Below are 13,357 nucleotides of genomic sequence, written 5' to 3'. Positions count from 1 at the left end.
GCCATTGGACAGTTTGAATTATCCATATAGATATATTGATCACGCATACGGTCATTATCCATTAGAGTCGTTTGGGTATGATGATATGTTATGTGAGATGGTTGGCTCGAATGAGAGTGAACGTGTTATAAGAAGTTGGGTCCATCAAAATACGATTGTACTTGGTATTAAGGATGCGCGACTACCTCATTTAAAAGACGGGTTAGAATATCTAGAATCTTTAGGGTATCACTATATCGTAAGGAATTCTGGAGGACTTGGTGTCGTTTTAGATGATGGGGTGCTTAACGTGTCCTTGATTATACCTGGTGGATTTGAAGTATCCATTGATGACGGGTATGAAATGATGTATGACCTAATTCAATCGACATTGTCGAAGTACAAACTCCCTATTGATGCGAAAATAATTGAACAGAGTTATTGCCCAGGAGATTATGATTTATCAATTCACGGCAAAAAATTTGCAGGGATTTCACAACGAAGAATTAAGAATGCCATCGCTGTACAAATATATTTATGTGTATCAGGCTCAGGAAGTGATCGAGCGCGATTGATGCGAGAATTTTATCGCCGTGCAACGGATAAATCCAGTCAAGAGAATTATCCCAATATCGACCCAACGCAGATGGCTTCATTAAATGAATTGCTAGGCACTGAATTAACAGCGATGGATATGATGATGGAATTGTTAATTACAATGAAATCAAATGGCTCCAAGTTGTTAAATCAACCATTATCAAGCCATGAAATTGATCGATTCGAGTATTACTATGACCGTGTTTTAAAACGTAATGAAAAAATGATAAAGAAAGGGGTGGGCGAATGAAGAATGAGATTTTTATATGTGATGACTGTCAAGCAGTGAATGTACATTCGTTATTACCAAAGCTTAAAAAATTAGACCCAGATGCAGAATATGTCATCGGATGCCAATCTTATTGTGGTCCTGGGCGTAAGAAAACATTCGCATTCGTAAATAATAGACCACTCGCAGCGAAAACAGAAGAAGAATTGTTAGAAAAAGTAGAACATCGATTACAACAAAAGAGAGACCCAGAAGAAGAAGCAAGGTTGAAAAAAAGAAATGAAGAACGTAAACGCCGATTAGAAGAACAAGAGGCTAAATTGAAAGAACGAAGAACGAAAAGTTAATATTGATAAACGATGAGGTAAATTATTCAAGTAGAATAATTTACCTCATTTTTAATATTTAATTTACATAGGATTAATAATCAAATGGTAAAGTGAAATAGATAACAGATAAAGTAATAAATGAGGGGGCTTATCAATGATTGAACGTGTATTGATTACCGGAAGTCGCGCACCGATAGCATATGAAGTAATCCAACAACAAGTGAAATTAGGCCGAAGTGTATGGGCAACGGATTCAACATCGAAGGTGAGTGTCAAACGTTCAAAGTTTTTAAGTGGCTTTGTTAAAACGAGAGCTCCACGATTTGATATTGAAGGATACATCGATGATATTAATGCGATTTGTAGATATTACAAAATCGACGTGATTATTCCCTTAAATGAAGAATCATTTTATTTATCTGAATTTAGAGATAGGCTTGATGTAGATGTATGGGTGGAAGATTTCAATAAAGTGCTCAGTATGCATAATAAATATAATTTCTCTAAAATTTTATCCAATTTAGGGTTTAACGTCCCATGCACTAAATTTGTTCAAACAAGACTTGATTTAGAGAAATTTTTAAGTGAACAATCAGGTGATGAATTTATTATTAAGCAAGCATTCACGAGATTTGGACAATCTGTACGTAAAGTGTCGAGAGAAGAGCTTATGAATACTCAACAAATAGACTATCCATTCTTAGTGCAACAATTTATATCGGGCACTGAATGGTGTTCATACTCGATGGCGTATGAGGGAGAAGCATTATCTACTGCGTTATACTTATCTAATAGTCAAGAATCTTACAACGCATCAACGCATTTTAAGTCTGACCAAAATGTAGAATTATGCCAAATTATTAATGATCTAATTAAAGCGTTAAATTGGTCTTACCAAATCGCATTTGACGTCATTCAATCAGAAGTGGATGGAAAGTATTACTTTATTGAGTGTAATCCAAGAGCGACGAATGGTGCATTGTTTATGAGAAAAGAAGTATGGAAATTAAAACAATCGACACCACGCTATGAGACACGTCAACTTGTTTTCGTATCATTTTTTAATTTTATGAAGCAACCAAAACGTTCTTCATTTGATAAGTTGAAATATGGTAAAGACGTATTTTGGCATCCAGAAGATAAAGCGATATTCTTTGAACAATTAAAGTGTGGTGCGGGTTGGTGGTTAGAAGCCCGTACGAAAAAGCGTAAAATAAATGTTGTCACGACAGAAGATATCGAATGGAATGGAGATAAAGAGGTTATATAAAGGGGAACTTTGCATGAAGTGGTATAGTCAGTATGAACAAATTGAGTGGCAACATGTATCGAAACAGTTACATTGGATGAAACCACAGTTGAAATTATGGATGAATGAGCTTGATCAATGTATAAAAAACGTGAGTGCAGAATTACTCGTACTTCATATTGAAGATCAATTAGTACCTGTGTCAGTCAGTCAGCGGAATTACAATGATACATGGATTAATTCACTATATGGACAATTTGTCCTTGAGACGGAAGAAGAATTTCTGAAAGTGAATATGCCGAAAATAGCCCATCGATTAGGATCAGCTATGATAAAGATTGCGGGTTCAATCTTAAAGTTTTCACAGTTAAAGACGGTCACAATCTATCCAAGTTTTACGTCTACGACTTTATATGATCATTATCAATTTGTAAACATAGAAGCAATCACTGAAGCGGTGGCAGAAAAGTTTCCACAGCATATGATCATGTTTAGAACGATGACTGAACATCGTGATGGTATGTATATCGAACAGTTAGAGCAATTGGCATTCAACAAGCAAATCTCTAGGATGGTTTTCTTGTACGATCCTGATGAAAAGCATACAAAAAACGAACGCAAAGATAAAAAGAAAGACTTCAAGAAGTTGAAAAAAAGTGGTTATGCCATTTCGAATTATGTAGATCGTAAAGACTTATCTAAAATGCATCTATTATATCAAGATATATATTTAAATAAATACTCGAAATACAATCCGATGTATACGCAGTATTACTTTGAAGCATTATATGAGAATAACTTAATTGATATATGGTGCATTAAGGATCAAGATGAAATCATTGCGTTTATGGGGATTTGCAACAATGATGAAACAATCGCACCATTGTACTTCGGGTATGTTGACCATATTAAAGGATTATATTTTATGATTTCGTCTTTATTGTTTAAGTATAGTGATGAACAGAACGTGTTAATCAATAATTCGGCGGGAGCTAAAGATTATAAGAAGGCTCGTGGAGCACGTCCACATCTAGAGTATCATATGGTTAAGTACGATCACCTGAAGCTGTTACCAAAATTGAGTTGGATGATTTTTAACACATTATCGACTGCAGTCGCTACACCAATTCTTAAAAAAATTGAAGGTTAAAAAGTATTATGAGACACTACTTAAGTAGTGTCTTTTTTACAAATCATGATGTTCTGTGTAAAATTGAATTATCAACAAATAGGACGGTTTAAGCGGATGGAATTATATAAAAATAAAAAAATGCTCGAAGAAAAAGTATTCAAAGATCCAATACATCGTCATATCCATGTAAGAGACCAGGTGATATGGGATTTAATTAAGACGAAAGAATTCCAACGGTTAAGACGAATTAAGCAACTGGGCACGTTATACTTAACATTTCATACAGCAGAACATAGTCGTTTCAACCATTCGTTAGGTGTTTATGAAATTGTGCGACGTATGATTGACGAAAACTTCGAAGGCCGTGATACATGGAACTCTGACAACCGTTTAGTCGCTTTATGCGCTGCGTTATTGCATGATATTGGGCACGGTCCATTTTCTCATAGTTTCGAGAAAATTTTTAATACGAACCACGAACAATTTACGAATGATATTATTATAGGAGAGACTGAAGTGAACCGTGTATTGAGCACAGTTCATGAAAGTTTCCCTGCTGAAGTTGCATCGATTATTGATAAAACGCATAAAGATAAATTGTTGATTTCGATGATCTCAAGTCAGATCGATGCTGATCGTATGGATTATTTACAGCGTGATGCTTTTTATACAGGTGTGAGTTACGGTAGCTTCGATATGGAACGGATTTTAAGAGTGATGCGACCGACTGAAGAGGAGATAGTCATTAAAGAAAGTGGAATGCATGCAGTTGAGGACTATTTGATGAGTCGTTATCAAATGTATTGGCAAGTGTATTTCCATCCGGTGAGCCGTGGTGGAGAAGTCATCTTGAATCTTGTATTGAAGCGAGCGAAACAACTTTATCAACAAGGCTATGCATTTAACACAATACCTAAACATTTATTACCATTCTTCAATGAAAATGTATCAGTCAAAGATTATATTCGTCTTGATGAAGCAGTTATATATTATTATTTACAAGAGTGGATTGAGGAAGACGATGAGATATTAAGTGATTTAGCGAGACGCTTTGTTCATCGAGACCTATTCAAATACTTACCATTTGATGGATCGCAAATTACAATCATGGAATTAACAGAGTTATTTGAGCAAGCAGGAATTAATCCAGAGTATTATTTCTTCTCAGATTCATATTCGGACTTACCGTATGATTATGATAGACCAGGTTCTAAGTCTAATCGTAAGCCGATTCATCTATTATCAAGAAACAAAAAAATCAAAGAAATTAGTTCGCAATCGGTAATCATTAACTCAATAACGGGTAAGAAAAGACAAGATTTCAAATTGTACTATCCGAAAGAAAAGATTATGAACATTCAAGATGAATCAATCAAAACTAAAATATTAAACTTACTCAATGAACTACATTAAGGAGGATTATGATGAGTCAAGGATTTCAATTTAACATTATCAAAAACGACCCACTCGGTGGCCATAAAGGAACAAATGCTGGATCAATCAGTTTAGAAAACGTAGCACCGGTTTTCATCGATGTAGCAAATGAAGATGTATTTATTGATATGGGAGGATTACATGCTCGTGCAGAGGTAGAACAGCGTGTCAAATGGGTGGCAGATAAAGAGGCCGCGAGTGGTGGTTTAGAATATTATCTAGTCTGGGTGACGACTGAACGAGGCCCAGAAGGACCATACTATGCTGGTGTTACATGTTGTTATATGCTAGTCAATAAAGAGAAAAAACGAGGCTACAAATTGATGCATGAGCATGTCAATGCGATGGACCAGTCGATGAAACATCAAATAAACTTAGAAAATCTGCCGAAGCGTTTAAAACCATTGCTTAAGACATTTTTAATCGACCATGATGAAGAGATGTATGAACGCGCGTCTCATGAATTAAAACAAGCATTAAATTGATATTGATTAATTAGTTAAATCATTATAAAATTAAGATAGCTATATAATATTAGCTAGGACAGATAAGGTCGAGTGCACATCCGTATGCATTCGACCTTTTCGTAATTGTTTTAGTGATTAAAGAGGCGAGTGTCATGAGGGAACTTGAATTAACGCTCACATCAAAGATTGAGCAAGATGGTGAAGAAGAGATACAACAATCGAACTATTTCGCAACGATGAAATCTGGTCGAAAAAAGTTTATTCAGTATGAAGAAAGGCTTGATCAAGATACTACGGATGTCGTCCTTGTGATAGGTGATCAATCTGTCAGGATGAATCGTTCAGGACAAATGAATGTTAAACTGTTATTCGAACCAGGGCATTACTACGAAACGTTCTATCATTATACATCGTATAAAATTCCGATTAAAATTTATACGCATGATGTGTTGATAAAACAGCGAGAGAACGAGAGCGTAATAGAGATTAAGTATGACTTATATGAAAGAGATGAAATTATTTCAAATCATCACATATTATTTCAATTAAAGGAGCAATCATAATGACTTATACTGAACAACTAAAAGAGAACTTAAAATTAGTATTAAAAGAAACGATTATTTCTGAATTTAACGTGGATGAAGTGGATGATATTAAGATTGAAACACCGAAAGATCCAACACATGGAGATTATGCAACGAATATCGCAATGATATTAACAAAACAGTTAAAAGATAACCCGAGAAATATCGCATCAAAAATTGTCGAATCGATTGATCAACATAAAGCAAATATTGAGCAAATTTCAGTCGCTGGACCAGGGTTTATTAACTTCACAATGGATAAATCATTTTTACAAGATGTATTGAAGACAGTCATTTCAGAAGGTACACAATATGGTAAGAGACCACAAGATAAAGACCGCGTATTACTTGAGTTCGTGTCAGCGAACCCGACGGGAACATTACATATAGGACATGCACGTAATGCGGCAGTTGGTGACTCTCTGGCACGTATTATGAACTACGGTGGGTATGATGTAGATAAGGAATACTATATTAATGATGCAGGGAATCAAATCAATAACTTAGCTACATCAATTAACGTCAGATACTTTGAGGCATTAGGTGAGTCGAAAGAGATGCCAGAAGATGGCTACCGTGGTAAAGAAATTACAGAGCTCGGTCGTCGATTAGCGAATGAACATCCAGAATACAAAGAGATGGACGAATCTGAGCGTTTATTAATGTTTAAAGATATTGGTGTGAAATATTTAATGAATGAATTAAAAGAAGACCTTGAAAAATTCAGAGTTGAATATGATTCATGGTTTTACGAAACAAGTTTATATGAAGACAATGTGATCAACCCAACGGTTGAGAAATTAAAAGAAAACGGCTATACGTATGAAGAAGATGGTGCGTTATGGCTTAAGACGACAGAGTTTGGTGATGATAAAGATAGAGTATTGATTAAAAGTGATGGTTCGTACACTTATTTCACACCAGATATTTCATATCATAATAATAAGATGTCACGTGGTTATGATAAATTGATTGATTTACTCGGTGCAGATCATCATGGATATCAAGCACGTTTAAAAGCTAGCATGGAGACTTCAGGATACGATAAAGAAGCATTAGAGATCATCATCATGCAAGTTGTTCGATTAATTAAAGACGGTGAAGAAGTGAAAATGAGTAAACGAACTGGAAAGACATATACACTTCGCGACTTAGTCCAAGAAGTCGGTGTCGATGCAGCGAGATACTTCTTAGTCATGCGTTCAAGTGACTCTCATTTTGATTTTGATTTAGATTTAGCACTATCTAAATCAAATGATAATCCAGTATATTATGCACAGTATGCGCATGCTAGAATTTGTTCTATTTTGAAGCAATCTGAAGGGGTCAAAGAAGGCGTTGATTTATCCCTTATTACGCATGACAAAGCTATTGATTTAATGATGGCCGTTGCCAACTTCGGTGAAGTCATTGAGCTAGCTGCGGATCGTCGTGAACCTCATCGTATGACGAATTATGTACAAGAGTTAGCAAGTAAATTCCATAAATTCTATAATGCGGAGAAAGTATTATCAGATGACAAAGCATTAACAGATGCTTATATATATATGATCGAAGCGGTTCGTCAGACGTTGAGTAATGCATTAATGCTCGTAGGAATTGAAGCACCGGAGGAAATGTAAATGCGAAGGTTCCGATTATATCTAATAGGCTTATTAATTTGTTTGTTCATTGTTGGCTGTAACCCATCCAAGGAATCAACGACATCAGATGAATCCTATAGAATCATTTCGCTTATGCCGAGCAATACTGAAATACTTTATGCACTTGATTTAGGCACATCGGTTGTCGGTGTAACTGATCAAGATGACTATCCGAAAGATGTTCAATCACTCCCGCAATTTAATACGTACGAATTAAATGCTGAGGCATTATTGAAATTGAAGCCTACGCACATCGTAACGCATGAAATTGCATACCCAACCCAACAAAAAGTATTAGATCAGTTGAAAAAAGAAGGCGTTGAAATCATTACGGTGGACGATGCGACAACGATTGATGAAGTATATGACACGTTCAATCAAGTCGCTACGCCTTTTGATCGTACTGATAAATCAGAACAATTAGTAGAAGAGACAAAATCACAAGTACAAGCAGTGTTAGATGATATTCCTTCATCGGATACAATGACTAGAGTGTATTATGAAGTTTCCTTAGAGCCTGAACGATATACATCTGGTAGTGAAACATTACATCACGATATGATTGCTCAATTAAAAGCGAAAAATATATACGAAGACCTTAAAGGGTGGCAATCGATTGCGTTAGAGAGTTTGATTGAAAAAAATCCAGATATATATTTGCATGCTTCTGATATAACAGAAGAAGATTTAATGAACGATATTCAAGGAAACAAGGCTTTGAAAAAAATTAAGGCAGTACAAAATGATAAAGTCTATGTGCTAGACCCAGATATTTTAAATAGACCAACCCCAAGAATTGATGAAGCATTAAAGTTATTAAGAGATCACATATATGAAGCATCTTAATTGGCTTTTACTATTCAATGTATTCATTGTTTTATTGTATTTAACGATCCGTTTAAATACTTTTGATGGGATATCTAATGAAGAGTGGTCTATTATGACCTCGATTAGACTCCCGAAGATTTTGATGGCGATGTTACTTGGTGCGATATTATCTATGGGAGGGGTTGTCTACCAACGACTACTTAACAATGCTCTGGCAGATAGTTATACGCTCGGTGTATCATCTGGCGCGGTTCTAGGTGCAGCATGTGCACTAATCTTTTTTAGCTCTGCGATCTTTATCCCGTTGATGAGTGCAATTTTTGGTTTATTGATACTTGTCATTATATTGACATTAAGTGCATGGTTGGACAATGGGAGATTAAGTATTACAGTGATTTTATATGGCGTGTTATGTTCAATGGCTTTAAGCGGGATATTATATCTTCTCATTATCTTTAATCCAACTAAAATTCAGTCGATTGCTCTATATATGTTCGGTTCTATGAGTGGGATGAATTATAATCATGTGTTAATTAGTACTGTGCTGTGTATTGGTCTATTTATTTATGCACGATATTTTAAGTATGAGTTATCTGTTTTAGAACTCGGTGATTTAAAGTCGAGAACGATTATCAGCCATGTCAAATTACATAAGTTAATGGCATTGCTAGTTTTCACCATTCCAACTGCACTTTTAATCGGATATACAGGTATCATCGGGTGGATCGGTATAATAGTTCCTCAAATGATTCAACGGAAGAAATCATATACAATGTATAATCATTTATATAGTTCAGCTATATGGGGTGCTACGCTATTAATGTGTTGTGAGTTAGTTAGTGCATTTATGTTTTATCCTATACAAATACCTGTCGGGATAACTGTTATGTTATTTTCATTACCTTTATTATTTATCATGATGGTTAACAAAAGTTAATCTTTTAAAATACAAACTGTTGTGTTATTTCATTAAATAGTATTAATATTGTTTAGAATCATATACAATAATATACAAGTAAAATATGTCAAAAAGGATATAGTGTATGAGAAAATATATGTTCATATTATTGATATTTATAATGGTCTGTACGGCATGTAGCCGAGAACAATCATCAATGAATAACGATAAAGGAAAAAAGGTTATTAAAACTGAAAATAATCATCACCAATCAGCCATTGATACGTTAAATCAAATAGATTACAAAAAGTTAAAAAGTTTTGATCAGAAAAAAAATGAAATAAAATTGAACCCATCAGACAATAATATTCTTGTTCAGTTAGTTCATACTGAAGAAGCGATGGATAATGTATATTTAATTGCTAAGCAACATGAAAAAATTATATTTGCAAAAAAATTAGGTGCGATTACGAAGTTTGATCGTGAATATGATATTATGCCTTATTGGTTAGAAGAACCAACTGATTTCACAAAGGATCAATTAGATGATATTGTTGTCCATCGACATTACGGGTCGAGTTTATTTTTTAGGCAGAATAAGAATAACTTTACAAATGTTCATGTCATGCCGATTGTATTAGATGCAAAAATTCAAAAGGAATCATTGATTTTGGAAGATCGATTGACAGGTTTATCAGATGACTTGAAGTTATCTTATTATCTAATTGACCAATTTAAAGTAAATTCAATTTTAAAGCATAAATCAACGAAAGATCAAGAAACATTCAAATTACATATGCCAGATTTAATTCAACGCAATAGTGTAAAAACATTGAAGGACAAAACATACATTGTCGATGAAAAAATTTTCACTGCTAAAGGCACAGACTATATTATTTCACAATTATTAGAGTATAATAAGATTTCAAAACACTTAGAGCTTGTCGGCCTATCATTAGATCCATACAAAGAGAACGAAAAGAAGTTCAAAGTGAGTCGAGAATTATTTGACCGTGAAAAGACTGCAAATATTTTTGGTGACGATGGAAAGGTCAAAAAGTTTTATGGAGTTTGGTCAACGAGTGAAAATAAAGATGAACAAAATTCTGAGTTATTATTAATTACAGAAGATACAATCTCTAATGGATTGAATATGGCTGTTCATCGTATTGAAGGTGAAATTCAAGACGTAGATTACGGTGAACATACTTTAAATGTTGAAGCTTTATTTACGCCTGCAAGTGACTTACAAGGTGGAACACCTTATTCAAGTACATTTAAATTGAATATATATAAAATTAATGGGAAACCTGTTCTAGTGGATAGTCGAGGATTAACTTATTTTAAGCTAATGGATTCGGTGAAAGAGTTTAAAAGTTTAGAAATGAATGAGAAATAGGAGTGATATGATGTCTAACAATGTATGGGGATTGTTTCCGATTTATTTATTTTTTGCTCATTATTTAGCACAACAGTCGGAAGGTATGGAATGGTTATATATCGTTGTACTACTCCTTTTTGTATTGCAGTTCGTATTATCAACGATTGACTATATTAAGTTCGGCCGTGAAGAATTGGCTGCTGACGTTCGAAAATCACTTGAGTATAAGTTGGTTGGTCTTAACGTTTTGGCAATATTGCTTATTGTCATTGATACCCTATTTCTAACCCCTCCAACACTACTAATTGGTGGAATAGAAGTGATTATTTCAGTAATATGTATATTAATTTTAAGATCAAGTAATATATATCCAATGATACGTAAAAACAAAAGAGCATATTTAGAAAATGAATCTTAAAATTTAATACGGAAGTCCTATATATACAAAGAAAGCTCATTGTTACACTACAACATGAAGAAAATGTATAAAAAGGAAGTGTATTATGAATATTTTAATTTTAACTGGGAGTGCATTTGGACATTCTCACACAGAAGCTGTAGCGGATAAAATCAACGAATTAATCGAAAAGCCTGAACATACTGTTGACCATTTAATGTTAAGAACTTTAGATATGCCATTATTTGGTCAAGGAAAAACAGATGACGTTGAATTATTAAAGCGTAAAGCAGAAGATGCAGATGCCATTATTATTGGTACACCAAACTATCACACGTCTTATTCGGGAATTCTAAAAAATGCGTTAGATCATTTAAGTTTTGATGAATTTAGTATGAAGCCTGTTGCTCTATTCTGTAATAGTGGCGGGATGAGAAGTACAGACCCTTTAACTCAACTACGTATGGTTATTCGTGGAGTGCATGGAATGGTGATTCCGAATCAAATTTCAACGACAGATAATGATTTTATGAAAAATGAAGTCGGTTATTATGAAATCAACGATGACGAACTGATTGAGAGAATTAGCAATATGGTTGATATGTTAATAGATCAAGCTTATAAATGTATTAACTAAATTAATTTGATTGAAAATGATTATGTAGTTAAGGTTTAGGGTAAAATATGTAGTTTATAAAATAAAGTAGAAATTCCTAGCGTTTTGTATTATAATCAATTTAGAGAATTTTCTCATCTTTTAAGCTAGGGGGTTTCGTTACAGTGGAGCATCAATCGAACAGTTTTCAATATGACTATGATGTGAGTGACAAGCCAAGTGAACAAATTATTCAAGATTTAAATTTATCAGAAAATGAAGCGGAATTAATTGATGAAGCTATTGATATGATGAAACAATCGAATTGTCAAATGAATGCAGCAGAACTTTTTGATGCTATTGAATTTATTCAGTCATTAAAGCAACCAACAAAGCAATTTCAACATAGACAGCAAGAACAATAAAAAGACAACCAAAGGTTGTCTTTTTTTGATGTTCAAATCCCTTTTTTTGTGAAAACTTTGATATGATGTAGGTATATTCATAACAAGGGGGATACAAATGTTCGCATTACATAAGGATTAATTGCAACAAGCGAAAGGACAACATGGTAAAGTCATTTTATTTAGTATGGTGATGTTCATTGTCGCCATGGTATTAACCTTTATGATATCAATGATAACGATGTTGATATTTGGAGGCGTTGTGTCTGCTGTTTTTGCAGGAGGGGAACCGACACCAGGTAAAATCTTTCTGGCGATTGTATTATATATTATTTTATTATTTGTATTAGGGATTATTTCAATCTTAATTATTACACCGCTATTCACCGGACTTTATCATTGGATGATCAAAGCCGGACGCGGGGAACAGATTACTTTTAAAGATGGATTCATCGCATTTAAAGATAAAGATCATTTCATCAAATTAATTAAATTAGGATTATTTAACTTTGCATGGAGTAACATTTTAATTATGGCACTCGTTGCATTATTTTTCTTAATTGCAATGATTTTCATTGCTTTAGGTGCTACACTACTACCATCTAGTAATGATGTTGGAGCTGGAATATTTCTCTTCATTCTGTTTTATATCATTGCATATATTTTATACATTATTGTCATCTGCCTAGTATCTTTAGTAGTCTTTATGACGCAAGCAATATATTTAGAAAATTATAATATGCCGACGATTGAGAAGGTGAAGACGGCGTTCAAAACAACTTTTAAAGGGAAGGTCGGTATTTGGAGTTTACTCATCAAAAATATTCTATTCATTATCGCATACTCAATTGTAACGGTAATATTGTATGTAGTGATGATATTCTTATTCGCTCAAGAAAATGCATTTACATCATTGTTAGCTTTTATCATATTGATTTTACTTTTCTTAATGTTCTGCCTGTTTAGTTATTTTATTATGGGAAGTTTAGTGTCGTTCTATCATCATAATAAGCAGAATCAACCAATCTCACGTCATTCAAACAACGAACATCAAGACGCTGAAAAAATATATAAAGATGATTATCACTCAATCGATCGATTTGATGGATAATTAATATAAGAATCCTCCAACACATTGTGTTGGAGGATTTTGTAAATTTAATGTAAATTACTTCATTTAATTCCTATTTACATGGTAAAGAAATAATCTA

The 13,357-nt window shown here is 33.8% G+C and carries 15 protein-coding genes; all 15 read left to right on the top strand.

The window, feature by feature from the left end; all coding sequences use genetic code 11:
* The first annotated feature begins 13 nt into the window (after positions 1–13).
* The 15 genes from EDD62_RS05615 (at position 14) to EDD62_RS05545 (ending at position 13,257) form a co-directional block, all read left to right on the top strand.
* Entirely contained in the window at positions 14–826 is an 813-nt protein-coding gene (locus EDD62_RS05615) for a lipoate--protein ligase family protein (RefSeq protein WP_282957918.1), read from the top strand.
* The gene (locus tag EDD62_RS05610) at positions 823–1,152 is read left to right on the top strand and encodes a YuzB family protein (RefSeq protein WP_077139727.1); all 330 of its coding nucleotides are present in this window, start codon (positions 823–825) and stop codon (positions 1,150–1,152) included. The genes EDD62_RS05615 and EDD62_RS05610 overlap by 4 nt, the downstream gene beginning before the upstream one ends.
* A 136-nt stretch (positions 1,153–1,288) precedes the next feature.
* The gene (locus EDD62_RS05605) at positions 1,289–2,404 is read left to right on the top strand and encodes an ATP-grasp domain-containing protein (RefSeq protein WP_123807871.1); all 1,116 of its coding nucleotides are present in this window, start codon (positions 1,289–1,291) and stop codon (positions 2,402–2,404) included.
* Positions 2,405–2,417: 13 nt separating this feature from the next.
* On the top strand, positions 2,418–3,533 hold the full coding sequence (locus EDD62_RS05600; RefSeq protein WP_123807870.1) for a hypothetical protein: 1,116 nt from the start codon (positions 2,418–2,420) through the stop codon (positions 3,531–3,533).
* Positions 3,534–3,629: 96 nt separating this feature from the next.
* Positions 3,630–4,928 (top strand): HD domain-containing protein, encoded by a 1,299-nt coding sequence (locus tag EDD62_RS05595; protein ID WP_077139730.1) that lies wholly within the window; start codon positions 3,630–3,632, stop codon positions 4,926–4,928.
* 5 nt (positions 4,929–4,933) lie between these two features.
* Positions 4,934–5,434: a YwhD family protein gene (locus EDD62_RS05590; RefSeq protein ID WP_123807869.1), complete on the top strand. Its 501-nt coding sequence runs from the start codon at positions 4,934–4,936 to the stop codon at positions 5,432–5,434.
* Between the two features lie 134 nt (positions 5,435–5,568).
* The gene (locus EDD62_RS05585; protein WP_077139732.1) at positions 5,569–5,979 is read left to right on the top strand and encodes a YwiB family protein; all 411 of its coding nucleotides are present in this window, start codon (positions 5,569–5,571) and stop codon (positions 5,977–5,979) included.
* Positions 5,979–7,622, top strand: a complete 1,644-nt coding sequence (gene argS, locus EDD62_RS05580; protein ID WP_123807868.1) for an arginine--tRNA ligase — start codon at positions 5,979–5,981, stop codon at positions 7,620–7,622. Before EDD62_RS05585 ends, argS begins: the two co-directional genes overlap by 1 nt.
* On the top strand, positions 7,623–8,489 hold the full coding sequence (locus EDD62_RS05575; RefSeq protein WP_077139734.1) for a heme/hemin ABC transporter substrate-binding protein: 867 nt from the start codon (positions 7,623–7,625) through the stop codon (positions 8,487–8,489). It begins immediately after the preceding gene.
* On the top strand, positions 8,476–9,408 hold the full coding sequence (locus EDD62_RS05570; protein WP_077139735.1) for a FecCD family ABC transporter permease: 933 nt from the start codon (positions 8,476–8,478) through the stop codon (positions 9,406–9,408). The genes EDD62_RS05575 and EDD62_RS05570 overlap by 14 nt, the downstream gene beginning before the upstream one ends.
* A gap of 106 nt (positions 9,409–9,514) precedes the next feature.
* Positions 9,515–10,768, top strand: coding sequence for a hypothetical protein (locus tag EDD62_RS05565; protein WP_148086838.1), 1,254 nt, complete (start codon positions 9,515–9,517; stop codon positions 10,766–10,768).
* A gap of 10 nt (positions 10,769–10,778) precedes the next feature.
* Positions 10,779–11,168, top strand: coding sequence for a hypothetical protein (locus EDD62_RS05560; protein WP_123807866.1), 390 nt, complete (start codon positions 10,779–10,781; stop codon positions 11,166–11,168).
* Positions 11,169–11,253: 85 nt separating this feature from the next.
* A complete protein-coding gene (locus tag EDD62_RS05555) occupies positions 11,254–11,784 on the top strand; it encodes an NADPH-dependent FMN reductase (protein WP_077139738.1) in 531 nt (176 codons plus the stop codon).
* A gap of 143 nt (positions 11,785–11,927) precedes the next feature.
* Entirely contained in the window at positions 11,928–12,167 is a 240-nt protein-coding gene (locus EDD62_RS05550) for a hypothetical protein (protein WP_123807865.1), read from the top strand.
* A gap of 121 nt (positions 12,168–12,288) precedes the next feature.
* Entirely contained in the window at positions 12,289–13,257 is a 969-nt protein-coding gene (locus tag EDD62_RS05545) for a hypothetical protein (RefSeq protein WP_123807864.1), read from the top strand.
* Positions 13,258–13,357: the final 100 nt, after the last annotated feature.

It is taken from the genome of Abyssicoccus albus (assembly GCF_003815035.1).
Taxonomy (GTDB): Bacteria; Bacillota; Bacilli; order Staphylococcales; family Abyssicoccaceae; genus Abyssicoccus; species Abyssicoccus albus.
This window is presented reverse-complemented; position numbering and strand designations above follow the sequence as displayed.